22 protein-coding genes are annotated in these 22,771 nt (G+C 67.3%); 14 read left to right on the top strand and 8 right to left on the bottom strand.

Features of this window, described 5'->3' with window-relative positions; translation table 11 throughout:
* Positions 1-64: 64 nt before the first annotated feature.
* Together ACETK8_RS04165 and ACETK8_RS04170 are read right to left on the bottom strand one after the other, a co-directional pair.
* Positions 65-1,267 carry an acetyl-CoA C-acyltransferase gene (locus tag ACETK8_RS04165; RefSeq protein ID WP_374038258.1) on the bottom strand — a complete coding sequence of 401 codons (1,203 nt, stop codon included), beginning with the start codon at positions 1,265-1,267 and terminating at the stop codon, positions 65-67.
* Positions 1,268-1,387: 120 nt separating this feature from the next.
* Positions 1,388-2,293, bottom strand: coding sequence for an SDR family NAD(P)-dependent oxidoreductase (locus ACETK8_RS04170; RefSeq protein WP_374038259.1), 906 nt, complete (start codon positions 2,291-2,293; stop codon positions 1,388-1,390).
* A 197-nt stretch (positions 2,294-2,490) separates the two neighbouring features.
* Between ACETK8_RS04170 and ACETK8_RS04175 the strand changes: the two genes are divergently transcribed.
* The 6 genes from ACETK8_RS04175 (at position 2,491) to aguB (ending at position 11,175) form a co-directional block, all read left to right on the top strand.
* Positions 2,491-3,654 carry an OmpA family protein gene (locus tag ACETK8_RS04175; RefSeq protein ID WP_374038260.1) on the top strand — a complete coding sequence of 388 codons (1,164 nt, stop codon included), beginning with the start codon at positions 2,491-2,493 and terminating at the stop codon, positions 3,652-3,654.
* Between the two features lie 521 nt (positions 3,655-4,175).
* The gene (locus ACETK8_RS04180; protein ID WP_374038261.1) at positions 4,176-5,552 is read left to right on the top strand and encodes a capsular biosynthesis protein; all 1,377 of its coding nucleotides are present in this window, start codon (positions 4,176-4,178) and stop codon (positions 5,550-5,552) included.
* 202 nt (positions 5,553-5,754) lie between these two features.
* On the top strand, positions 5,755-6,372 hold the full coding sequence (msrA, locus tag ACETK8_RS04185) for a peptide-methionine (S)-S-oxide reductase MsrA (RefSeq protein ID WP_374039344.1): 618 nt from the start codon (positions 5,755-5,757) through the stop codon (positions 6,370-6,372).
* Between the two features lie 185 nt (positions 6,373-6,557).
* Positions 6,558-9,158, top strand: a complete 2,601-nt coding sequence (locus ACETK8_RS04190; protein ID WP_374038262.1) for a TonB-dependent receptor — start codon at positions 6,558-6,560, stop codon at positions 9,156-9,158.
* A 161-nt stretch (positions 9,159-9,319) separates the two neighbouring features.
* Positions 9,320-10,306 (top strand): agmatine deiminase family protein, encoded by a 987-nt coding sequence (locus ACETK8_RS04195; RefSeq protein WP_374039345.1) that lies wholly within the window; start codon positions 9,320-9,322, stop codon positions 10,304-10,306.
* Positions 10,306-11,175 (top strand): N-carbamoylputrescine amidase, encoded by an 870-nt coding sequence (aguB, locus tag ACETK8_RS04200; RefSeq protein ID WP_374038263.1) that lies wholly within the window; start codon positions 10,306-10,308, stop codon positions 11,173-11,175. Before ACETK8_RS04195 ends, aguB begins: the two co-directional genes overlap by 1 nt.
* Here aguB and ACETK8_RS04205 read toward each other — a convergent pair.
* The 4 genes from ACETK8_RS04205 to ACETK8_RS04220 all read right to left on the bottom strand — a co-directional run bounded on the left by ACETK8_RS04205 (position 11,142) and on the right by ACETK8_RS04220 (position 13,758).
* Positions 11,142-12,158 (bottom strand): right-handed parallel beta-helix repeat-containing protein, encoded by a 1,017-nt coding sequence (locus tag ACETK8_RS04205; RefSeq protein WP_374038264.1) that lies wholly within the window; start codon positions 12,156-12,158, stop codon positions 11,142-11,144. The two genes, aguB and ACETK8_RS04205, sit on opposite strands and share 34 nt — an antisense overlap.
* A gap of 1 nt (position 12,159) precedes the next feature.
* Positions 12,160-12,936, bottom strand: coding sequence for a phosphatase PAP2 family protein (locus tag ACETK8_RS04210; RefSeq protein ID WP_374038265.1), 777 nt, complete (start codon positions 12,934-12,936; stop codon positions 12,160-12,162).
* Entirely contained in the window at positions 12,933-13,439 is a 507-nt protein-coding gene (locus ACETK8_RS04215) for a hypothetical protein (RefSeq protein ID WP_374038266.1), read from the bottom strand. The genes ACETK8_RS04210 and ACETK8_RS04215 overlap by 4 nt, the downstream gene beginning before the upstream one ends.
* Before the next feature lie 82 nt (positions 13,440-13,521).
* Positions 13,522-13,758, bottom strand: coding sequence for a ribonuclease (locus ACETK8_RS04220; protein ID WP_374038267.1), 237 nt, complete (start codon positions 13,756-13,758; stop codon positions 13,522-13,524).
* 149 nt (positions 13,759-13,907) lie between these two features.
* Between ACETK8_RS04220 and ACETK8_RS04225 the strand changes: the two genes are divergently transcribed.
* Positions 13,908-14,495, top strand: a complete 588-nt coding sequence (locus ACETK8_RS04225) for a PadR family transcriptional regulator (RefSeq protein ID WP_374038268.1) — start codon at positions 13,908-13,910, stop codon at positions 14,493-14,495.
* Between the two features lie 3 nt (positions 14,496-14,498).
* On the opposite strand, the gene ACETK8_RS04230 is transcribed toward ACETK8_RS04225, so the two are convergent.
* The gene (locus ACETK8_RS04230) at positions 14,499-14,876 is read right to left on the bottom strand and encodes a lysozyme inhibitor LprI family protein (RefSeq protein ID WP_374038269.1); all 378 of its coding nucleotides are present in this window, start codon (positions 14,874-14,876) and stop codon (positions 14,499-14,501) included.
* A 128-nt stretch (positions 14,877-15,004) separates the two neighbouring features.
* Here ACETK8_RS04230 and ACETK8_RS04235 point away from each other — a divergent pair, with 128 nt between their 5' ends.
* From ACETK8_RS04235 to ACETK8_RS04250, 4 genes are read left to right on the top strand one after another with little or no spacing between them, the layout of a single operon-like run.
* The gene (locus tag ACETK8_RS04235; RefSeq protein ID WP_374038270.1) at positions 15,005-15,340 is read left to right on the top strand and encodes a hypothetical protein; all 336 of its coding nucleotides are present in this window, start codon (positions 15,005-15,007) and stop codon (positions 15,338-15,340) included.
* A 41-nt stretch (positions 15,341-15,381) separates the two neighbouring features.
* Complete coding sequence (locus ACETK8_RS04240; protein ID WP_374038271.1) at positions 15,382-15,909, top strand: hypothetical protein; 528 nt, start codon at positions 15,382-15,384, stop codon at positions 15,907-15,909.
* On the top strand, positions 15,906-17,510 hold the full coding sequence (locus ACETK8_RS04245) for a hypothetical protein (protein WP_374038272.1): 1,605 nt from the start codon (positions 15,906-15,908) through the stop codon (positions 17,508-17,510). Before ACETK8_RS04240 ends, ACETK8_RS04245 begins: the two co-directional genes overlap by 4 nt.
* Positions 17,482-18,387, top strand: a complete 906-nt coding sequence (locus ACETK8_RS04250; RefSeq protein WP_374038273.1) for a hypothetical protein — start codon at positions 17,482-17,484, stop codon at positions 18,385-18,387. Before ACETK8_RS04245 ends, ACETK8_RS04250 begins: the two co-directional genes overlap by 29 nt.
* A 178-nt stretch (positions 18,388-18,565) precedes the next feature.
* Here ACETK8_RS04250 and ACETK8_RS04255 read toward each other — a convergent pair whose 3' ends face one another.
* The gene (locus tag ACETK8_RS04255; RefSeq protein ID WP_374038274.1) at positions 18,566-19,831 is read right to left on the bottom strand and encodes a type III PLP-dependent enzyme; all 1,266 of its coding nucleotides are present in this window, start codon (positions 19,829-19,831) and stop codon (positions 18,566-18,568) included.
* A gap of 357 nt (positions 19,832-20,188) precedes the next feature.
* Here ACETK8_RS04255 and phnC point away from each other — a divergent pair, with 357 nt between their 5' ends.
* The 3 genes from phnC to phnE are packed head-to-tail and all read left to right on the top strand — an operon-like array spanning position 20,189 to position 22,769.
* A complete protein-coding gene (gene phnC / locus ACETK8_RS04260) occupies positions 20,189-20,959 on the top strand; it encodes a phosphonate ABC transporter ATP-binding protein (RefSeq protein ID WP_374038275.1) in 771 nt (256 codons plus the stop codon).
* Positions 20,956-21,960, top strand: a complete 1,005-nt coding sequence (gene phnD, locus ACETK8_RS04265) for a phosphate/phosphite/phosphonate ABC transporter substrate-binding protein (protein WP_374038276.1) — start codon at positions 20,956-20,958, stop codon at positions 21,958-21,960. Before phnC ends, phnD begins: the two co-directional genes overlap by 4 nt.
* On the top strand, positions 21,957-22,769 hold the full coding sequence (phnE, locus tag ACETK8_RS04270) for a phosphonate ABC transporter, permease protein PhnE (RefSeq protein WP_374038277.1): 813 nt from the start codon (positions 21,957-21,959) through the stop codon (positions 22,767-22,769). The genes phnD and phnE overlap by 4 nt, the downstream gene beginning before the upstream one ends.
* Positions 22,770-22,771 lie beyond the last annotated feature (2 nt).

Consider the following 22,771-nt stretch of genomic DNA (forward strand, 5'->3'; position numbering starts at 1 on the left):
GCCGCGCAGCCCGAAACGCTAGCGTTTCGGGCCACTTTTCGTGAGGCGCGGCTTTCGGCCGTTCTCAGTAGATCTCGAACAGGCCCGCCGCGCCCTGGCCGCCGCCAATGCACATGGTCACCACGCCGTACTTCGCGCCGCGACGCTTGCCTTCGATCAGGACGTGGCCGGTCATCCGGGCGCCCGACATGCCGTAGGGGTGGCCGATTGAGATGGCGCCGCCCGAGACGTTCAGACGGTCCATCGGAATGCCCAGGGTGTCGGCGCAATAGAGCACTTGCACGGCGAAGGCCTCGTTCAGCTCCCAGATGCCAATGTCGTCCATGGTCAGGCCGTGGCGCTTCAGCAGCTTGGGCACGGCGAAGACCGGACCGATGCCCATCTCGTCGGGCTCGCAGCCGGCGACTACCATGCCCCGATAGGCGCCGAGCGGTTGCAGGCCGTGACGCACGGCCTCGCCGGCCTCCATGACGACCGAGGCCGAGGCGCCGTCCGACAGCTGCGAGGCATTGCCGGCCGTGATGTATTCGCCCTGCTGGATTTCCTCGCCGCCGCCGAAGACGGGTTTGAGCGACTTCAGGCCTTCCAGCGTCGTGTCGGCGCGGTTGCCCTCGTCCTTCGACAGGGTCACTTCCTTGGCCGAGGCCTGACCCGTCGCCTTGTCCACCACCTGCATGGTTGCGGTCATGGGCACGATCTCGGCGTCGAACCGTCCGGCTTCCTGGGCGGCGGCGGTGCGCTGCTGCGACTGCAGGGCGTACTCGTCCTGGCGGTCGCGGCTGATGCCATAGCGTTTGGCCACCACCTCGGCCGTTTCCAGCATCGACATATAGATGTGGGGCGAGACCTTCAGCAGGTCCTCGTCCTTCATCCGGTAGAGGTTCATGTGCTGGTTCTGGACCAGCGAGATCGATTCCAGACCGCCGCCCACGGCGACCTTCATCTGGTCGAACACCACCTGTTTCGCGGCGGTGGCGATGCCCATCAGGCCCGAGGCGCACTGACGGTCGATGCTCATGCCGGCGACGGTCGCGGGCAGGCCGGCGGCCAGCGCGATCTGGCGCGCCACGTTCTGGCTGGTCGAGCCCTGTTGCAGGGCCGCGCCCATGACCACGTCCTCGACCTCGGCCGGGTCGATCCCGGCGCGGGCCACGGCGTGTTTCACCGCATGGGCGCCCAGCTGCTGGGCCTGGGTGTCGTTGAAGGCCCCGCGATAAGCGCGCCCGATCGGAGTCCGCGCTGTCGAGACGATGACGGCTTCACGCATGGTTCTCTCCCTTGATTGACGACCTTGGCGTTCTTGGTCGTTTGATTGGTCAAATCTTGGTCGGTTTGACGTACGCCCCTGCCGCCGCGTCAAGGCAAGCGCCCGACGCGGCGCGGACGGTCAGGCGTGTGCTTTTTGCGCCTTCGTCAGTTCGATCATGCCCTGGGCCGCGCCCATCTCCGGCACGATCTCGCCGGTGCGGTCCGAGATAGCTTCGAACTGCGCGGCCACCTGTTCCGGGGCGTCCTCGCCGACGATGCGAACCCCTTGGGTCAGGGTCACATAGGCGCGCTCGAACCCGCCGGCGCCGGCGCCAAGGATGCAGCGCGTCGGCGCGTCCTGGCTGACCAGATAGAGCAGGCCCGGCGTCACCAGCTCCGGCCCCAGGGCCTCCAGCGGCAGGGCGGCGCCCAGATCCTCGGTCATGCGGGTGTGGGCGGTGGGGGCCAGGCAGTTGACCCGGATGTCGTTCTTCGCGCCCTCGATCGACAGGGTCTGCATGAAGCCGACCAGGGCCATCTTGGCCGCGCCGTAGTTGGCCTGGCCGAAGTTTCCGTAGAGGCCCGACGACGAGGTCGTCATCACGATCCGGCCGTAGTTCCGCTCCCGCATCCCGTCCCAGACGGCCTTGGTGCAGTTCACGGCGCCCATCAGATGGACGTCCATCACGAACTGGAAGTCCGCGATCTCCATCTTGGCGAAGGACTTGTCGCGCAGGACGCCTGCGTTGTTCACCAGAATATCGACCGAGCCCCACTTGGCGGTCGCCTCGGCCACCATCGCCTTGACGGCCTCGAAGTCGGTCACCGAGGCGCCGTTGGCGATGGCCTCGCCGCCCAGGGCCTCGATCTCGGCGACCACGGCCTGGGCCGCGCTGGCCGAAGAGCCCGAGCCGTCGCGGGCGCCGCCCAGGTCGTTGACCACCACCTTCGCTCCGCGCGCCGCGAGCGCCAGGGCGTGTTCTCGACCGAGACCTCCGCCCGCGCCCGTGACGATCGCCACCTTGCCGTCGAATCGCATCGCCATGAGAGGCCTCCCTTATCGTTGTTCACCCTGATAACAGGCCAAACGGGTTCGCCAAGAGGGGGATATATGTTGAAACGGCGCCACAGTCGCCGTATTGCGAACCGAAATAAGGAACTCTGGGCCAACTCTGCCGTTCGGCCCGGTGAGCGTCGCGTGTAAGCGTGGCCTTTGGGCATTCAACGAATATGAGGACTGACATGAAGCTGAAACTTCTCGCCAGCGTCGCAGCCGCGGGGCTTTTCGCCGCTGGCGCTGCTTCGGCTGAGCCGGACGGCTGGTACGGCGCGATCGACGCCGGCTATCACGTTATCGACGACATCAATCTGGAAGCGTCGGGCAACGGCGTGAACTGGAAGGCGGAGATGAACGACGGCTGGGCCGCGTTCGCGCGTCTGGGCTATCGCTTCAACCCGAACTGGCGCGTCGAGCTCGAGGGCGGCTACCGCTCGGGCGACATCGGCCGCATCCGTCACTCGACGGGCTCGGTTCCGTCGGGCGTCTGCAACGTCTCGCCGGCCGTCGGCCCCTGCCACTCGCCGGAAGGCGACATCGAATCCACCACCCTCATGGCCAATGTCATCTATGACATCGGCGGCGAGTACTGGGGCATTCGTCCGTTCGTCGGCCTGGGCGTCGGCGTCAATCGCGTCAACACCGACTTCGTGGGCACCATCCGCGGCCAGCGCACCGTCGCGATCGCGGCTGACGACACCTCGACCAAGTTCGCCGCCCAGGCCCTGGCCGGTCTGAGCTACGCCGTCGGCGATCGTACGAACATCGACCTGACGTACCGTTACCTGACGGGCGACATGGAGTTCGCGACCTTCACGAACTCGGCCCTGCCGGTGAACAACTACGGCACGTTCGGCGGCGACTACGACCAGAGCCACACGGTGACCCTGGGTCTGCGCTACGCGTTCGGCGGCGAAACCGCCCCGCCCCCGCCGCCGCCCCCGCCCCCGCCGCCGCCGCCTCCTCCGCCCCCGCCGCCTCCTCCGCCCCCGCCGCCGCCTCCGCCGGCTCCGGTCGCGCGTGAGTTCGTGGTCTACTTCGACTGGGATCGCTCGGACCTGACGGCCGAAGCCCGCTCGGTGGTGACCCAGGCGGCCAACTACGCCAAGACGGGTCGTCCGACCCGCGTCCTGGTCGTCGGTCACGCCGACACCTCCGGCTCGGCCGCCTACAACGTGGGCCTGTCGAACCGCCGTGCGCGCACCGTGGCTGACGCCCTGGTCGCTCAAGGCGTCGCCGGCGGCGTCATCGCCCTGGACGGCAAGGGTGAAACCGCCCTGGCCCGCCCGACCGCCGACGGCGTTCGCGAGCCTCTGAACCGTCGCGCCACCATCGGCATCAACTTCTAAGACGTCTGGAAAACGGTCCCGATCTCCCCAAAAGGAGATCGGGACACGAGCCAACGAAACAGAAGACGTCGGGGGGCGTCGTCGATGCTTTGGAAGGGCGACCTTCCCGAGGACGATTCCTCTCCGGCCGATCGCCGTATGTTGAGCCGCCGGTTCTCCCCTTCAGGAGACCGGCGGTTTCGCGTTTCTGGGCGGCGTTGCCCGAAAGTCTCGCTTTATCGCCACGGCCCGCGCCACGGCCTTTTGAAGCCCACAGTTGGGGCGCAGAGGACGCGGAATCGGCCCGATGTCGCTGGAAGAGTTCGTGAAATTTCGGATGCGCCACTCGCTTTTTTGGACAAGTCAGTTGATCCGCGAGACCGGGGCGGCGACAAAGGCGCCCATGTCAGAGTTCCGACAAACCCGTCCGGCCTTCGACCCAAACCACCCCGCATGGGGGGAAGGTCGTGAAGCCCGGTCCAGCGTCGGCGGCTCCAGCGTTTCTCCTCGTCCGAAAGACTTTGTGTGAGCCGGTCCTGAGCATGGCGGACGCCCACATCACCTCGACGCACGCCTCCGGCGACGCCGCCCGTGTCGGTCTCGGGCCGACCGAGGGCGCGCGCGCGCGCCAGACGCCGTCGTCGACCCTGACGCCGACCGCCCCGACGGGCCGATTCGCGCCAGGCCAGTCGTTGGCCGGCCGCCGTTTCCTGATCGTCACCGCCCCCTTCGGCCCGTTCGGCCGCGCCCTGGCCGAGCAGCTCTCGGCGGAGGGCGCCTCGGTGGCGCGCATGCTCTTCAACGCCGGCGACGCCGCCTACTGGCGCCGTTCGGGCGCCGTACCCTACACGGGCGACGTCCGTCGCTGGCCGGCCCGCCTGGCCAAACTGGTCCAGGACCAGGGCCTGACCGACCTGATCGTCTTCGGCGAAGGCGGCCCCTACAATCAGGGCGTCCTGTCCCAGGCCAAGAAGCTGAAGGCCGCCGCGGCGCTGGAAGCCGATCGCGTCCATCCCGTGCGCGTCTGGGTGCTGGAGAACGGCTATTTCCGCCCCGACTGGATCACGGTCGAAGAGAACGGGGTCAACGCCTCGTCCGGCCTGCCGCGCGACCGGAAATCCTACGATCCGCCCATCCCGGAAATGCTGCCGACGCGGGCGGTGGGCAAGATCCTGCCCCACCACGTCATCAACATCAGCCTCTACCACGCCATGCAGCCGTTCGGCCGGCTGGTGTTCCGCCGCTACGTCTATCCCTACACCCAGTCGCCCTGGCTGCAGTTCGTGGGTCATGTGCGGCGCTATCTGTCGCTGACCTTCCGCTCCAAGTCCGAATCGGACGCGCAGGTTCTTCGCGCGCGGGGCCCCTTCTTCCTGGCCTGCCTGCAGCGCGAGGGCGACGCCCAGCTGCTGCGCTACAGCCACTACGCCGACAACACGGCCTTCCTCGCCGAGGTCCTGACCTCGTTCGCGCGGAACGCCCCGGCCGAGGCCCGGCTGGTGATCAAGAATCACCCGCTGGATCCGGGTCTGGTCGACCTGGCCCGCATGACCCACGTCCTGGCGGTCGAGCGCGGCATCGCCGACCGGGTCGACTTCATCGACGGCGGCAATCTGGCGGCGCTCTGCCGCGCCTCGTCGGGCATGGTCGTCAACAACTCCTCGGCCGCCCTGTCGGCTCTGGGCTTCTCCACCCCGGTCAAGGTGCTGGGCGAGGCCTTCTTCGACATCGCCGGCCTGACCGACCAGCAGCCCATCGACGGCTTTTGGGCCAACCCCCTGCCGCCCGAGGACGACCTCTTCCTCCGCTTCAAGGCCCACGTCATCAACCGGACCCAGGTCAACGGCAACTACCACGAGCCCCGCGCCCGCAAGCACACCGCGCGCGCCCTCGCACGACGCTTCGCCGCGGCCCGCTGAAACACCGTAAAGACCGCACGGCCGAACCGCAAAAATCCGAAGGCCTGACCGGCCAATGCCGCAAACGGCCGGCCGCGAATCCGGCCAAGGCGGCCGAACCGGCAAATCGCGGGCGTCTTGTATCCGGACGCCGCGCTCCAACGTAGCTGAGGGACAGAGGCGCCCGGTCATCGGGCGCTCGCGGGAGCCGCCCATGTCCATCCTGTCCCGCCTGGCCGTCCTCGTCGCCATCGGCATCGCCGCCTGCTCTCCCGGCGAGCCCGCTTCCGGCGCGCCCGTGCCCCAGAGCGGGCCGGACAGCGGGCGGCGAGAGACGGCGGTGTTCGCCGGCGGATGCTTCTGGTCCGTCGAATCCAATTTCGAACACATGCCCGGCGTGGTCGCGGCGGTCTCGGGCTTCGCCGGCGGGACCGTGGCCAATCCGACCTACGAACAGGTCGTGCGCGGCGGCACGGGTCACGTCGAGGCGGTCCAGGTCACCTACGACCCGGCCCGCATCAGCTATCGCCAGCTGGTCGACCGATTCTGGCGCACCATCGACCCCACCGATCCCAACGGCCAGTTCTGCGATCAGGGGCCGTCCTATGCGACGGCGGTCTTCGCCACGGCCGCCCAACGGCCGATCGCCGAGGCCTCGCGCGCCCAGGCGGCGGCCGTCATCGGTGCGAGAAGATTCGTCACCCCGGTCAGGGCCGCGGCCCGTTTCTGGCCGGCGGAGGCCTATCATCAGGACTTCGCCCGCCTGAACCCGGTGCGGTATGCGGGATACAGTCGTTTCTGCGGCCGGGCGGCGCGGTTGCGGGCCGTCTGGGGCGGCTGAGTCTTTCGGGATTCCCAAGGTGTGGCGCTTGGGTCACCACCGACCGCTGTCACGCGACTGTCACACCACTGTCGTCCAGCGTTCCGAGACTGGCCCTAGAGGGAGCGAGATTTCGACGTTTGCGGCACTCTTCGGCCGCATTCTCTCGCGCTGGCCTTTAAAGCCGCTCCATCAGGGGATACCAAATGAACTCTCGCACTCGTGCGCTCTGGGCGACCACCGCCCTCGTCGGCGGCATTCTCGTCGCCGGCGCCGCCTCGGCCCAGTCGTCGGGCACGGACGCCGCCGAAGGCACCGTCGTCGACACCGTCGTCGTGACCGGCCAGCGCGGTCCGCGCTCCATCTCCGGCGCCACCGTCGCCCAGACCGTCGACAAGACCCGTTCGACCGTCACCCAGGAATACATCAGCCGCCAGCAGGCCGGTCAGACGGTCATCCAGATCCTGAACAATGTTCCGGGCCTGAACTTCACCAACTCCGACCCCTACGGCAACTCGGGCGGCAACATCCGTCTGCGCGGCTTCGACGGCAACCGCGTCTCGCTGACCTTCGACGGTCTGCCGCTGAACGACACCGGCAACTACGCCGCCTACTCGAACCAGCAGATGGACGCCGAACTGATCGAGCGCGCCTCGGTCAACCAGGGTTCGACCGACGTCGACAGCCCGACGGCCGCGGCCAACGGCGGCACCATCTCCTACACGACCTCGCGTCCGCTGGAGCACATGGGCGCCCAGATCAACTCGTCGATCGGCAGCTTCAACTACGGCCGCGTCTTCGGCCGCTTCGACACGGGCGCCTTCGGTCCGTGGGGCACGCGCGCCTATATCGCCGGTTCGTACACCGACTACGACAAGTTCAAGGGCCCGGGCTCGCTCGAGAAGAAGCAGTACAACGCCCGTATCTTCCAGGACCTGGGTGACGGCGACTTCGCCAGCCTGGCCTTCCACTGGAACGAGAACCGCAACGCCTTCTACAACAACTCGAACTCGCTCGCGACGTTCAACGCCGGCCTGCGCCCCGAGAACGACATCGCCTGCTTCCGTCCGCTGCCCGTCGCCGGCACGGTTCAGAACGAACAGAACCAGTCGACCGCCATCACCTACTTCGGCGGCACGCTGAACAACACGAGCTGCTCCAACGACAGCCGCACCCGGATCAACCCGTCGAACACGGGCAACATCCGCGGCCAGTTCAGCTACGGCCTGACGGACAACATCCGCATCACGATCGACCCCTCGTTCCAGTACACCATCGCCAATGGCGGCGGCTTCACCCTGGTCAACGAGCGTGACGACCGTCTGGACCAGAACACGACCAACAACGCCACGGTGACGACGGCCGCCCAGTGCGGCGCCGCCGCCATCCTGAACTCCGGCGTGGACCTGAACGGCGACGGCGACACCTGCGACAACGTCGCTCTCTACACCCCGTCGAACACCAACACCCGTCGCTACGGCGTGATCTCCTCGCTGCTGTGGGACATCAACGACGACCACCGCATCCGTATCTCGTACACCAACGACTACGGCCGTCACCGTCAGACGGGTGAAGCCACCCGCTACAACGCCGACGGCTCGGTGCCGGAAGTGTTCGCCGGTGAAAACACCTGGGGCAACGAAGACTTGCGCGTCCTCGGCCGCGACGGCTCCTACTTCCGCTCGCGCGACCGTTTCTCGGAAGCCATCCTGAACCAGGTCTCGGCCGAATATCGCGGTCAGTTCTTCAACGACGCCCTGTCGATCACCCTGGGCGTCCGGGCTCCGTTCTTCACGCGTAACCTGAACCAGTACTGCTTCTCGCAGTCGGCTTCGTCGAACGTCCGCTGCACCACCGAGGCCGTCGCCTCGACCCTGGCCAACGGCAACGTGACCTTCGCCTCGACCGGCACGACGCAGTTCATCCGTCCCTACACCCAGCAGCTGAAGTACGATGCGGTTCTGCCGAACATCGGCGCCAGCTACCGCTTCCTGGAAAACCACTCGGTCTACGCCTCGTTCGCCCAAGGCATCTCGGTGCCGCGTACGGACAACCTGTACCAGCCCTTCCGCAACGCCGCGGGCGGCCTGGACTTCTCGACGGTTCAGCCGGAAACGACCGACTCCTACGACCTGGGCTACCGCTACACCTCGTCGCGGATCATCGCCTCGGCCGCCGTGTGGTACGTCAGCTACGACAACCGCATCGTGTCCTCCTTCGACAACGACCCGAACTCGCCGACCTTCAACTTCTCGGTCGACCGTAACCTGGGCAAAGTGAAGCAGCAGGGCTTCGACGGCTCGGTCGAGTGGCTGGTGGCGGACAACTTCTCGCTCTATGCCTCGGCCTCGTACAACGACTCCGAAGTTCAGGACGACCTGGCTCTCTCGGCCACGACCTTCCTGCCGACCAAGGGCAAGACGATCGTCGAGACCCCGGAGTGGACCTTCAGCATGCGCGGCCAGTGGCAAGTCACCAACGCCTGGTCGGTCGGCCTGCAAGGCAAGTACGTCGACGACCGCTTCTCGACGGACGTCAACGACGAAGTCTTCCCGTCCTACACGGTCGTCGACTTCGACAGCCGCTACGACCTGACCAACGTCTTCGGCATCCGCGACGCCTACGTCCAGTTCAACGTCACGAACCTGCTGGACGAAGAGTACCTGGGCAACATCTCGACCGGTAACAACGCGACCACCATCGACGTGGATCCGGGTGCGGGCGTCGTGAACCGCACGGGTCAGGCGCGCACCGGTGCCATCGGCGCTCCGCGCACGATGATGCTGACCCTGGGCACCAAATTCTAAGACCTGGTTCCAGGCTGAAATGGATGAGGGCGGCCCTTCGCGGGGCCGCCCTTTTTCTTTGTCCCGAACCTGACGCACGCCCGTGGCATTGAAGTGGCTGGAGGGGGTCGCTATCTGGCGCGGTCCCCGCCGTTCTCGAAGGAAGTGCTCGATCCATGGCCATGTCGCCGATCCCCGCCGAATGGGCGCCGCACCGGGCCATGTGGGTCGGCTGGCCGAGCCATGAGGAGCCGTGGGCCGGCGAGACGCTCATGCGGGCCGCCCAGGACGAGATCGAGGAACTGGTTCGCGCCCTGGCCGGGCCGGGCCTTGAACGGGTGCGGCTGATGGTCGGAAGCGAGGCCGAACTGGCCGGTGCCCAGGCGCGATTCGCGGGCGTGGAGAACGTCGAGGTCGTGGCCGGGACGTTCGGCGACGTCTGGCTGAGGGATACGGGCCCGATCTTCGGCGCGGGGTCCGGGACGGCCGCCGCCTTCCGCTTCAACGGCTGGGGTGGGAAATATGTGATGGACGGCGACGAGACGGTCGCCGACCAGATCGGCGAGCGGTCGGGCACGCCCCTGACCCGCGTCGACGCGGTCATGGAGGGCGGATCGCTGGACCATGACGGCGAGGGCGTGATCCTGACCACCCGCCAGTGCCTGTTGAACCCCAACCGCAACACGGGCTGGACCGAAGAGACGGCGCAGGCGGTGCTGGGCGAGGCGCTGGGCGCGACGCGCATCGTCTGGCTGGGCGACGGCCTCAAGAACGACCACACCGACGGCCATGTCGACAATCTGGCGCGGTTCGTTGCGCCCGGCGTGGCGGCCTGTCCGATCGCCTTCGGAACCGACGATCCGAACGCGGAGATCTACGACGCCTGCGCCCGCGATCTGGCCGCGGCCGGGTTCAAGGTGGTGCGGATCCCGTCGCCGGGTCTGCTGCTGGACGAGGACGGCGAGCCGATCCCGGCCAGCCACATGAACTTCCTGATCGCCAACGGCGCCGTGGTTGTGCCGACTTATGGCAATGAGGCCGCCGGCAAGCTGGCGCAGGAGGCCTTGGCCTCGGTCTTCCCGGATCGAGAGATCATTCTTCTGCCGTCCAACGCCGTCCTGACCGGCGGCGGATCCTTCCACTGCATCTCCCAGCAGGAGCCCGCCTGATGACCCGCACGATCTCTGTCGCCGGTCTCCAGACCTCCTACGGCGAGGATACGGACGCCAACATCAAAAAGACGGCCGATCTGGTCCGTGAGGCGGCGTCGCAGGGGGCGCAGGTCATCCTGCCGTCCGAGCTGTTCCAGGGGCCGTATTTCTGCGTGACCCAGGAAGAGCACTGGTTCGCCACGGCCCATCCCTGGCGCGAGCATCCGGCCGTGATCGCCATGGCCGAGGTGGCTAAGGACCTGGGCGTCGCCATTCCCGTCTCGATCTACGAGCGCGAGGGGCCGCACTATTTCAACTCGGTCGTGATGTTGGACGCCGACGGATCGCCGCTGGGCGTCTATCGCAAGAGCCACATCCCGGACGGCCCCGGCTATCAGGAAAAATACTATTTCCGGCCCGGCGATACGGGCTTCAAGGTCTGGGACACTCGCTTTGGCCGCATCGGCGTCGGCATCTGCTGGGACCAGTGGTTCCCGGAGGCCGCACGCGCCATGGCGCTGCAGGGCGCCGAGGTCCTGTTCTATCCGACCGCCATCGGCACCGAGCCGCAGGACGCCGATCTGCATACAGCCGAGCCGTGGCGCCGGGCCATGCAGGGGCACGCCGTGTCCAACGCCATCCCGGTCGTCGGCGCGAACCGGATCGGGCATGAGCGGGTGACGGAGGCAGGTCAGACCTTTTACGGCCATTCCTTCATCTCGGATCATCGCGGCGATCTGGTCGAGCGGTTCGACGGGGATGAGGAGGGCGTCCTGGTCCATACCTTCGACCTGGACCACATCGCCCAGTATCGCGCCGCCTGGGGCTTCTTCCGCGATCGCAGGCCCGAGCTCTACGGCGCCCTATCGTCGCCCCGTCCGGCCTGAAGCCAGGCGGGCAGCCAGCGATAACGGACAGTGTTGCCGCGCACGGCGTTGCCCGTGGCGTGGTCGCCATTGTCGATGCTGGACCCGAAGGGATACCCGGCGTCGTCGCCGCAATAGCGGCGGCGACCCTCGCGCGAACCGACGACGACCGGGCGGGGGAATAGCCAGGCCGCGCCCTGGAAACGGTTGTCGGCGATGACGTTGTCCGACGGCGTCTGATGGCGGATCACCCCGTCCTCGCCGCAGTTGCGATAGAGGAAGACCCCGCCCTGCCCGCGCAGCTGGAAGCGGTTGGCCTCGATCCGGTTGCGGGCCGAGCCGTCGACGGCGATCTGTTCCCGGCCGGTGCGAATGTCGAAGGCGACGCGTCGGATCGTCGTGTCGGCGCTCTCCGCATCCAGATAGACGGCGGTCGAGACGGAGGTCCCGCGAAACCCGCCGCCCGTCATCCGCAAGCCCGTGACGCCCGGCCCGACATAGAGAGGAATGGATCCCGTCGCGACGAAGGTCACATCGTCCAGCGTCAGGCCGGTCGGGGCCGAGGCCTGAACCGTGCGGGTGTGGTCGGCGGTGCGCGACGAGGCCCGGAGGCCGTCGATGTCGTTTAGCCCCAGTCCCCAGACCCGCAGGTTCCCATGGATGGTGCAGCGGGTGAGGCGAACGTCGCGCGGCACGCTCCAGTCTGCGCCCTCGCGCCTGGACCAGACGGCGACGGTGGGCGCACGGGTGTTGCTGGCCTCGCCGGGCCGTCCGATGGAGCCTCCGCTGCAGTCGATCCCGGCGCCCGAGGCCTCGGCGCCCTCGAACAGGACGCGCCGGGTGATTGCACGGCCGGCGGGCAGGCTGGCGAAACAGGTCAAGCGGAAGGCGGGCGTGCTCGCCGTCGCCGGAGCGGTCAGGGTCGCGACCTCCTCGGCCGTACAGGGACGGGCGGTGACCGGCGCCGGGGCCAGAAGGGCAAGGATCAGCCCGGCGGCGACCATGTCAGGGCAGGGGCGTGGCCAGGGCGGCGCGCTCGGCGGCGCAGGCGGGGCTGGTCAGGCCGGCCGCGCGGGCGCGGGCGATTTCCTCGCGGGCGACGAGGGCGTCCGCCTGGAAGGCCTCGGTGGCCGCGATCCGCTGGAAGGCGGCCTTGCCCAGGGTTTCGCCCTCGGCGACGTCGGACGGATAGTGCATGGCGCAGACCATACGGCTGACCCCGATCTCGTGGCCGATGCGGCTCGCCTCGGCGGCGTGGTCGGGGACGAGGGCGGCGATCAGTTCGCCGTAGGCCGCGCCGACCGTGGCGCTGCCTGAAGGGTAGGAGGGGCTGGCGCGTCCGGCGGCCGAGACGACCTGACAGGCCTGGCGTTCCGGATCGGCGCCGACGGGGCGCGGGCGATGGGCGCGGGCCTTGGCGAGTTCGGCCGCCTCATTGGCGTCGTGCAAGATGCGCTCGAGGATGGAGGTCAGCCGGGGCGACTCCTCGGCCGTGATGCGGAACCCCAGGGCGCAGTCGAAATGGGCGAGGGCCAGCGAGGGGCGCAGCTCGGCATGACGTGTCGCCAGCCTCCAGCGGTCGGTGTTCTCCAGCGCGCGCAGACGGTCGGAGCCTTCGACGTCCGCCCGATCCTGGGCCGAGCCCGCGACGGGGGCGGGCGGCACGGCGTCGGCCAGGGCCTGGATGGCGTCGTGGTCGAGGTAGCTGTCGGGGGGCTGCTGGGCGGCGGCCGGAAGGGCGAAGGCGCAGGCGGCGGCGAGGATCAGGCCGGCGCGGCTCACCGTCCGGCGATCCAGCTGATCTGGACCGAGGTGCGGCCCGGCTCGACGGCGGAGGCGACGACCTGGAGGTTGGCGTCGCCGTCGGCGCTGGTGGCGCCATAGGCGCGGGCGTCGCCCTGGTTCATGGCCATGGAGGTCGTCAGCCCGGCGGCCTCGGCCTTGCCGCGGTGGAAGGCGATGACGGCGTCGGGATCGGCGTCGGTCGTATAGGTGGCGAGGCCTCCGGGCCCCGTGGCGCTGGAGGCGACCACGGCCGGGGCGTCCAGCGTGGCGCCCGGATAGAGGACGGCGAAGGCCGGAGCGCCGGCGGCGGCGGGCTCTCCGCCGGTCGCGGCGGGGGCTGCGGCCGGAGCGGTCGGCGTCGTCGTCTCGGTACTGGCCGGTGCGGCGGCCTCGACCGGAGCGGGCGTCTCGGCGGCGGCGGGGGTGTCGGCATCGGGCCCGCAAGCGGCGGGCAGGGCAGCCGCGCACCCGAGTGCGATCACCGCCAGAAAACGCTTCATCCGGTACGTCCTTGAGACCTGTTCGTTTTCCACCGTGGCCTATCGGTGGGGCGGCAGCAAGGCAATCGGGCGTCGGCGGCGTCTACGACTTGTCGCGCTTGCCGCGTTCGGCCAGATCGCGATCCACGGCCGCCTGATCCGGGTCGTCGTCCGAGCCCGTGGCCACGCCGCCTTGCAGCGAGCCCGCACGGGTGTCCGAACCCACGCCCGTGCCGGTCATGGCGTCGATCAGGGCGTCCGGCGTGCGGCCCAGGTCGGGGCGTTCGCCCATGTCCTCGGCCTCGACGGCTTCGGGGGTCTCTGGCTTGGCGTCGGTCATTTCGGCTCCGGCAGGGTTACCAGCGAAGAAGCCCTGCGACGCGCCCCGGTTCCTGAGAACGCAACAAAAGATATATCGCCACTTGCGCGTTCGAGTTTGAGATATATCATTGCGACATGACGAATGAAAAGGAACATCGAATGTTTGGAATGAAACACCACAGACACGGTTGGCATGGCGGTCATTGCGGGCCGGAAGGCCGGGGTCGCGAAGGACGCGGTCACGGCGGGCGCGGCCGCTTCGGCGGACCGGGCATGTTCGGCGGACGCGGGGGCCCCGGCCGGCGCATGTTCGGGCCGGGCGATCTGAGGATCGTGGCCCTGGCCCTGATCGAACAGGAGCCGCGCCACGGCTACGACCTGATCAAGGCGATCGAGACCCTGTTCGGCGGAGCCTATGCGCCGTCGCCGGGCGTGGTCTATCCGACCCTGTCCATGCTGGCCGACGAAGGCCTGATCGCGGGCGTGGAGGATGCCGGCGGCAAACGCGTCTTTTCTCTGACCGAGGCGGGCAAGGCCTGGCTGGACGAGAACCGGGCGGCCGTCGACGGCGTCATGCAGCGGATGCGGCTGGCGGCGCGGATGGTCTCCGGCGAACAGGCCCCCGAGATCGTGCGCGAGGCCATGCACACCCTGCGTCAGGCCATCGTGATGAAGCCCGGCGACTGGTCCGAGGCCGAGACCGCCCGCGTGGTCGAGGCCCTGATGAAGGCCGTGCGCGAGGTCAGCGGGGAGTAGGGCCTAGCGCGGACAGGCCAAGTCGCCTTCCTCGCACTGGCCCAGCCGGCGGAGCTCACGGGTGCGTTCGTTCGACAGACGGGCGATGCAGCCGGACAGCACCATCGGCTGGGCCGAGCCGCCCTGAACGGCGGAGGATTCGTATCGGCACTGCTGATCGCGGAAGGTGATCCACGCCCGCTGGGCGTTGCGCAAAAGCGTGCGAGAGCTCGGCGAGAGCTGGTTCATCGTGGCGGTGTACTGACTGTTGAGCGCCCGGTCGGCGGCCTGCTGTTCGCGGGCCGCTGTCGCGTTGAGCTGAGACTGGGTCTGCGCCGTGGCCGCCGAGGCCAGAAGGCCGGCGCCGGCTGCGATGACGACGAGCTTTAGTGTCTGGGTCACCCGAAAATCCTCATGTGACTTGCCCCGCTGAACGGAAACGCCGTCCGGCGCGGAAGGCGCCATGCTGTCGTCGAATAACGGCGGCGGCCCAACTTGCGAGCCCGTCGCCCCCATGCCAGACCTTGGGCATGGGGGCGATCGACGTTCAGACGGATGGAACAGGGACACGGTTCGTCCTGACCGGCGGCGTGCGGGTGCGCTCCACGGGTGATCCGGCCTCGCCCCTGCTGGGCCGCTTCTTCGAAGGCTACGACCGCGCCTTCGTCCTGCCGGACGAGCGGGAGGAACTGGAGGGCTTCCAGGCCTGCCTCGCCCTCAACCGCACCCACCGCCATGCCTTCGGCCGCACCCACTCCGAACAGGTGGCGGTGCTGGAGGACGAAGCGGGCGAGCGGCTCGGGGGCGTCAACTTTCTCGCGACCCTGATCGGCGAGGCTCGACGGCGCGGCCGGCCGTCGCGCTGAACTACGTCTATGTGGAGGAGGCGGCGCGCGGGCGCGGCCTGTTGCGGCAGTGCCTGACGGCCGTGCGGACGCTAGCTCCGGCGGTGCTGGGATTGGGGCCTGACGCCCCCGCCCCAGCGATCTTCATCGAGCAGAACGACCCCTTGCGCCTGACCGCCGAAGAGTATGCGGCGGATACGGAACACTCCGGCCTCGATCAGATCGACCGCCTGGCTATCTGGGCGCGAGTCGGGGCGCGGGTCGTCGACTTCCCCTATGTCCAACCCGCCCTCTCGGCCGGTCAACAGCCGGACGACCGTCTGATCTACGCCGCCGTCGACTATCCGGGCGAGGCCGTGGATGCGGCCCTGCTGCATGACCACCTGCAGAGTTTCTTCGGCATCTCGGTGTTGAAGGGCGCGGCCGAACCGCCCGGCGGCGAGGCCGCGCGTCAGATTGCAGCCCTGGCCGACCGGACTGCGCCGGTGTCGTTGTTGCGGATGGAGCCGGCCCTGGAGTGGTTGAGGGCGAGCCGCGACGCCGCCGGCTTCGACAGTTTCCGCGATCTGGCGAGGGAGGCGGCGAGGTGAGCGAGGTCACACGGGGAAAACGGGAACAGGCTGCGGGCGGCTACGAGGACGCTCGGTCGGGGACGATCTACTGGACGCTGTCGCTCTACATCGAGGCCGACAAGGTGGTCGGGGCTCTGGAGCGCACGGACGGCAAACCTCTCGGCGAGCGGATCGACCCGGAAATCTTTCGGCGGATGCAGCAGAACCACTGGCCTTCGCTGGCCCTGGCCAGCGCCATCGATCCGTTGATGAACGATATCGCGGACCGCGAAAGCCAGGGGGTGGTGAAGGAGTTCCTGCTGGCCGCCACGAACGAGCCGACGTCGGACCTCCGTCAGGGCAGGGCGGAGGTGCGCAAACATGAAGTTCTCACCTTCAAGATGCCCGCTTCGACGACCTGGACGACCGAGGGCGTTCAGTTCGCAGCCACACCTACGGATCTGGCGCATGACAGAGAGGTGCGTCTGCGCCGGTTCTGGATGGCGCACAACAACGGCGCGCTCAGCTATCATCTGAGTTTCAGCCACTTCTACGGAAGCTACGACAAAGGGGAGGAAAAGGGGCTCTCGGGGTATGATCCCTCGACCTACTATTTTCTGTCCCTGTTGCAGAAGCTGGCGGCACCGAAGGAATATGCTCTCAGGCCGGACGATCTGAAAACAGGCCGCACGGTTTTCGATGACAACCTCGGCATCGATCCCCTGGACAACATCAAGGTCGCGTTTCGATCCGAGAAGGAGGGGTTGAGATTCTGGCCCTTCGTAAAGGCGGTCTTCGAGGAGGACGCCGCAGAGCTTTTCGATCGATTGAGCAAGGAACTGACGAAGGAGAAAAGCGCGTCAGTAGAGGTGGTGGCCGGGGGCGACTACACCAAGCGTCTGATCGATCTGGTGCCGTTCATCGAGGTGCCGGGACTGACGGCGCCCAAGTCGCGCTTCATGTTCATGCTGCACGACGGGCGGCTTTTCGACCGGTTGATGCCCTTCGATCCCGCGAGCGGGGATGCAATCCCGCGAAAGGCCATGGTCAGGGACGACTGCTACGCCCCTTACGAGGCCCGGATGCAAGACCTGATGAAGGATGCGGAGAAGGAGGGCCGCTCCGTGGTCAATCTGGACCGCGAGTACTGGGATTGGGTCTGTCGGCGCCCGGAGTACCTGAAAGGCTTGAAGGCCGGCGAGCTTCGACCGCCCCGACCAAGATCGAAATCCGACAAAACGGACGGCGGCGGCCAACCCGGCGTCACCGCCGAGTGGACCGAAGACAGGGACAAAGAGGCGGTAGCGGAGCTGGTATCCGCGATGCGGTCCGGCCTCTGCGAACAAACGCACGCGCTCGACGATCGGGAACATTCACGCTCCAAAGCCGATCGTCTGCTTCCGGCCCCGGTGCGGCCGCATATACCGGCCTTCGAGACGAACCGAGCCGACTGTCTCGACTATCTCTTCCTGGCCGGGTTCAACCAGAACATCATCGATTTCATGAACCAGGACACCTCGGAAATCCTGGACAGCACCGATCCGCTGTACCCCGACAGCTCCGAGCAGACCGACGAACGATTCTTCAGTCCGCTACGCCAACCATCGGGCGATGATCACCTATGTGCGCAAGAGCCGTAGTCTGGAGACGGGGAACGACTACATCGGCGCCTGCCCCTACGCCTTTCTGATCCACGCCACGGCCCTGCACAACGAGTTCCTGGCTCGTGACCATGAGCAGAAGACCATGACACGGATCGATCGGATCCAGGCTCTGACGGACGGCGAGGCGCCCGACGACACTGTCGCGATGAGAATGCTGGAGAGCCAGGAGCCCTTGGGCGAGAAAGACAGCCCGGTCACGGCCGACACCCCGATCGACAAGGACAGATGGAGGAGTTTCCCCGAGCAAGAACGGCTTCGCCGGGCGGAGATCGCCATCAATCAGGCGAAGCTGGCCGAGTTCAGCCGCTACGATCGCTTCCGCCACGCCAACCCGTTCCGCTACGATACCGAGCGCGTCGTGTTCAAGAAGCTGGAAGAACTGCGGGGCGTCAGCCGGAAGAGCGCGGCTTTGGTTCTGGCGATCAAAAGCCTGGAGGACCACGCAAGTGATCTGGCCAGCCAACAAAAACGCCAAGAGGACAACGAACGCCGCAAGACCGCTCAAATCCAGAAGGATCTGGCCGATCGGGCTGCCGAGGCCCAGAGAAGGGTCGAAAACGCTGCGGCCAAACGCGGTCAGCTGTTGAATGTCGTCCTCGGCATGACCGGCGTCTTCGGCGCAGGCCAGATGTTCTACTGGATCGGAGAAAAGGCCGAAGGCGAGCCAGGCGTCGAAAGCACCTTCAAAATTCTTCGCTGGGGTTCGAGCGGCAGAGACCTGGAAGGGACCCTCACCGGACCGAGGAACCCAGGCAGTTGTTCGGTTTGCTACCCGCCCGGGCCGAGGTCGGTGAATCCATCTTGGCGGCGACCGAAATCGCGATGGTCGCGGCCCTGTTGTTCTTTGTCGTGATGCTGCTCAGTGTAGCTAGACGGCCAGCATTGGGGCTTTTCGCTCATCTTCTCGATGTCCACCAATCTTGGCCGCGTCATCGGCCGATCTGGCGGCGATGGCTGAAGCGCGCCAGATCGGTCCCCTTGAAGAAGCGCCGCCATAGGCACCCGGATGTTTCCATCCGAGCGCCCGGAAGTTAGCGCCGCGCCTTCTTGCGCTGGCCGGCCTTGCCCTTGGGGCGGCTCAGACGGACGACCTTTCTGGCCTGCTCTTCCGCCGTGGTGCGCACGGTGGGGATGGAGCGGGGGGCCAGGCCGTAGAGGGAGGCCATCGGGGCGTCCTCGACCGCGGCGATCTCGTGCTCGCCATAGCCGTTGAAGCCGGTCGACATGGCGACGCCATAGGCGCCCAGCATGCCGATCTCGATGAAGTCGCCTTCCTTGACGTCGGCCGGCAGCCAGAACGGACCCGGCATGTGGTCGATCGAGTCGCAGGTCGGTCCGTAGAACTGGAACGCCTTCAGATCGTCCGAGCTGTCGCCGTCCCGGACCAGCTTGGTCGGGAAGGGCCAGCGCGAGTGGGTCGCGTCGAACAGGGCGCCGTAGGAGCCGTCGTTCAGATAAAGCGCGTCGCCCTTGCGCAGGTCCACACGGCACAGGACCGACGAGGACTCCGCGACCAGGGCCCGGCCCGGCTCGCACCACAGCTCGGTCGTTTCCGACACGGGCATCTCGTTGAAGCCGCGATGGATGGCGTCGGCGTATTCGCTCATGTCCGGCGGGACCATGCCCGGATAGACCGAGGGGAAGCCGCCGCCGACATCGACGATGTCCACGATGACGCCCGCGCGCGAGATGGCGCGACCGACCTGGGCCATGGCGGCCTGATAGGCGGTCGGGCGCATGCACTGCGAACCGACGTGGAAGCAGACGCCCATCAGCCCGTCCTTCACCGCGCGACGCACGGACAGGAGCAGGGCCGGGGCCTGGTCCGGCGAGACGCCGAACTTGCCCGACAGGGAATAGGCCGCGCCGTCGGCCGAGACGGACATCCGAACCAGGAGGTTCAGATCGGTCGCCCCCCCGGTGGCGTCGAGGATCTTCTGCAGCTCGTCTTCGCAGTCGAGCGAGAAGGTGCGGACGCCGTGGTCGAAATAGGCCTTGGTGATGGCCGAACGGCTCTTCACCGGGTGCATGAAGGCGATGCGCGCGTCGGGATCGACCGAGCGCACGAGTTCGATCTCGGCGATCGAAGCCGCGTCATAGCCTTTGACGCCGGCGTCCTTCAGGGCCTGGATGACCCAGCGCGAAGGGTTGGCCTTCACTGCATAGAAGACGTCGGCTTTTAGATTATCCTGGAACCAGCGCGCCGCTACGGAAACCGAGCGCGGCCGCACGAGGGCGACAGGACGCTCAGGGGACCGCTCGCGGACCAGGTCCAGGGGAAGCTGATACGTGCGCAATTCACGTAAACCCCTGTAATTGTTAAACCCAGACCGGCGTTAGCAGCGCAACGTTAGACCTACGGGGTCCGCCGGAAGCGGGGGATGTAGGGTCACGGGACTGTCATGTAAAGAGGTTTTTTTGTGACGCCGACCCCCTTGGCAACGGGTGATCAGGGTTCGGAAGATGTTTGATTTCAACGTCGCGGGGCGACGGTCGCCGTCACGCTGGACGCCACGTCGCCGCACATGGCATTAAGACTTGCCGGAACGCGTTTCACGCGTCATTCGGCGCCTGTTCCGTCAGCCGCCGACAGCGAGTTCATGAGTTCATCCGCCGCCAGCGCAGCGTCCGGCCCCGCCTTGACCGGAATGGTCATGGCCCGAGACGTCTCCAAGACCTTCGGAGCCCGGAAGGCGCTGGACAGCGTCTCCGTTTCCGTCGCCGAAGGAGAGATGGTCGCCCTGATCGGTCCGTCCGGATCGGGCAAGTCCACCCTGTTGCGCTCCATCACCGGCCTGCAGTCGATCGACGCCGGTTCGGGCCAGATCGACGTCTTCGGCGCCTGCGTCCAGAAGAACGGCCGCACCACCCCCGCCGTCCGCGCCGCGCGCCAGAAGCTGGGCATGATCTTCCAGCAGTTCAATCTGGTCGGCCGCCTGAGCCTGTTCTCCAACGTCATGCTGGGCGCCCTGGGGCGTCTGCCCGGCTGGCAGGGTCTGTTCGGGGCCTGGCCCTCGGCCGACAAGACCAAGGCCATGGCCGCCCTGCACCGCGTGGGTGTGTCCGACTACGCCGCCCAGCGCGCCAACACCCTGTCGGGCGGCCAGCAGCAGCGCGGCGCCATCGCCCGGGCCCTGGTCCAGGGCGCGAAGGGCATTCTGGCCGACGAACCCGTCGCCTCGCTGGACCCGGTCTCCGCCCGCAAGGTGATGGAACTGCTGGTCGAACTGAACAAGCGCGACGGCATGGGCGTCATCGTCACCCTTCACCAGGTCGACTATGCCATCCGCTATTGCGACCGGGTCATCGCCCTGAAGATGGGCAAGGTTGTCTACGACGGCCCCTCGACCGGTCTGGACACCACCCGCCTCATCGACATCTACGGTCCCGAGTTCGAGGACGCGTTCTGGGAAACCAAGGCATGAGCTTCGCCTCCTTCACCCGCCGGGCCGGCCTGATCGGCGCCGCCGTGGCCCTGATGGGCCTTTCCGCCTGTGGCGGCGGCGACGACAAGAAGGCGGGCGGCGCCCCGTCCTCGATCACCTTCTCGATCCTGTCGGCCGAAGGCCAGGCCTCGGCCGGCCCGCTGTGGCAGCCCCTGCTGGACGACATGTCCAAGTCGATCGGCGTGCCGGTCGAGCCCTTCTTCGGCTCCAACTACACCGTCCTGGTGGAAGCCATGCGCGGCAACCAGACCCAGGTCGCCTGGTTCTCAGCCAAGCCGGCGGTGGAGGCCATCGACCGCGCCGACGCCGAGGTCATCGCCCGCACGGTCAACAAGGAAGGGCACGACAGCTACAGCTCGACCCTGATCGTCAAGACCGGCTCGGGCATCACGCTGGATCAGGTCCTGGCCTGCGGCAAGCGCTTCGATTTCGGCATCGGCGACGCCCAGTCGACCTCGGGCACGCTGGCTCCGATGGCCTTCCTGTTCAATCCGCGCGGCATCGTCCCAGCCCAGTGCTTCGCCACGGTCCGTTCGGCCAACCACCAGGCCAACGCCTTCTCCGTCGCCACGGGCGTGGTCGACGTGGCCACCTCGAACACGGTCAACACCGTCTTCCTGAACCGCCAGAACCCGGCCATCGCGGCCCAGATCACCGAGATCTGGCAGTCCCCGCCGATCCCTGAGTCGGGCATCCTGGTCCGCAGCGACCTGGACCCGGCCATCAAGGAAAAGATCCGCAGCTTCTTCCTGACCTATGGCCAGGGCACGGGCCCGGAGGCCGAGCGTCAGCGTCGCGTGCTGGCCGGTCTGGAGTATTCCCAGTTCCGCGCCGCCGATGACAGCTACCTGAACCCGATCCGCGAGATGGTCGCCGACCAGCAGCTGCAAGAAGCCCGCGCCAAGAACGATGCGGCCGCCGTGACCGCCGCCGAGGCCGAACTGCAGCGCCTGCGCGCGCTCCGCGAGGTCCAGCCTTGACCGACGCCGCCGTCACCACCGGCGCCATTCCCAAGCCGCCCGCCAAATCGGCCGGCGCCTGGGCCCTCGACGTCCTGATCTGGGGCGGCGTTCTGGTGCTGCTGATCTACAGCGTCGGCGACGTCGACCTGGGAAACCTGCCGCGCCTGTTTGGTGACAATCCAACGACGCAGTTGCTCGCTGGGGAGCTGCTTAAGCCTGATTTCAGCAACTGGAAGCTCTTCGTCGAAAAGATGTGGGAGACGGTCCAGATTGCGCTGTGGGGAACGTTCTTGGCTGTCTTTGCGGCCGTTCCCATGGGGCTGGCGGCGGCAAGGAATGTCGCGCCGGTTTGGGTTGTAACGCCCGTTCGTCTCGTCATGAACCTGCTGAGGTCGATCCCCGACCTCGTCATCGGCCTTCTGTTCGTCGTGGCGGTGGGGCTTGGTCCTTTGCCTGGCGTTCTCGCCATCGCCCTCAACACTTCCGGCGTTCTGGCCAAGCTGTTCTCGGAGGCGGTGGAGTCGATCGACAAGGGGCCGGTTGAAGGCGTGCGCGCCACCGGGGCCTCAAGCCTGCACGAGATCGTCTGGGGCGTTATCCCCCAGGTGGCACCGCTGTGGACTTCGTTTGCTCTGTACCGGTTCGAATCCAACAGCCGTTCCGCGACTGTACTCGGTCTGATTGGAGCCGGGGGCATCGGCGCCGTGCTGTTCGACGCGATGAATGCCTTCCAGTATCGGCAGGTGTCTGCAGCGGTCATCATCGTGGTCATCGCCGTGACGCTGATCGACATGCTGTCACAAGCCATGCGCAAACGTCTGCTTTAAGC

Origin of the sequence: Brevundimonas staleyi (genome assembly GCF_041893865.1) — a bacterium.
GTDB classification, from domain to species: Bacteria; Pseudomonadota; Alphaproteobacteria; order Caulobacterales; family Caulobacteraceae; genus Brevundimonas; species Brevundimonas staleyi.

Bases quoted from the DNA above. Each gene is read 5' to 3' on its own strand.
- ACETK8_RS04165 (WP_374038258.1), bottom strand. From the start codon at position 1,267: ATGCGTGAAGCCGTCATCGTCTCGACAGCGCGGACTCCGATCGGGCGC.
- ACETK8_RS04170 (WP_374038259.1), bottom strand. From the start codon at position 2,293: ATGGCGATGCGATTCGACGGCAAGGTGGCGATCGTCACGGGCGCGGGC.
- ACETK8_RS04175 (WP_374038260.1), top strand. From the start codon at position 2,491: ATGAAGCTGAAACTTCTCGCCAGCGTCGCAGCCGCGGGGCTTTTCGCC.
- ACETK8_RS04180 (WP_374038261.1), top strand. From the start codon at position 4,176: ATGGCGGACGCCCACATCACCTCGACGCACGCCTCCGGCGACGCCGCC.
- ACETK8_RS04190 (WP_374038262.1), top strand. From the start codon at position 6,558: ATGAACTCTCGCACTCGTGCGCTCTGGGCGACCACCGCCCTCGTCGGC.
- ACETK8_RS04195 (WP_374039345.1), top strand. From the start codon at position 9,320: ATGTCGCCGATCCCCGCCGAATGGGCGCCGCACCGGGCCATGTGGGTC.
- aguB (WP_374038263.1), top strand. From the start codon at position 10,306: ATGACCCGCACGATCTCTGTCGCCGGTCTCCAGACCTCCTACGGCGAG.
- ACETK8_RS04205 (WP_374038264.1), bottom strand. From the start codon at position 12,158: ATGGTCGCCGCCGGGCTGATCCTTGCCCTTCTGGCCCCGGCGCCGGTC.
- ACETK8_RS04215 (WP_374038266.1), bottom strand. From the start codon at position 13,439: ATGAAGCGTTTTCTGGCGGTGATCGCACTCGGGTGCGCGGCTGCCCTG.
- ACETK8_RS04220 (WP_374038267.1), bottom strand. From the start codon at position 13,758: ATGACCGACGCCAAGCCAGAGACCCCCGAAGCCGTCGAGGCCGAGGAC.
- ACETK8_RS04225 (WP_374038268.1), top strand. From the start codon at position 13,908: ATGAAACACCACAGACACGGTTGGCATGGCGGTCATTGCGGGCCGGAA.
- ACETK8_RS04235 (WP_374038270.1), top strand. From the start codon at position 15,005: ATGGGGGCGATCGACGTTCAGACGGATGGAACAGGGACACGGTTCGTC.
- ACETK8_RS04250 (WP_374038273.1), top strand. From the start codon at position 17,482: ATGATCACCTATGTGCGCAAGAGCCGTAGTCTGGAGACGGGGAACGAC.
- phnC (WP_374038275.1), top strand. From the start codon at position 20,189: ATGGCCCGAGACGTCTCCAAGACCTTCGGAGCCCGGAAGGCGCTGGAC.
- phnD (WP_374038276.1), top strand. From the start codon at position 20,956: ATGAGCTTCGCCTCCTTCACCCGCCGGGCCGGCCTGATCGGCGCCGCC.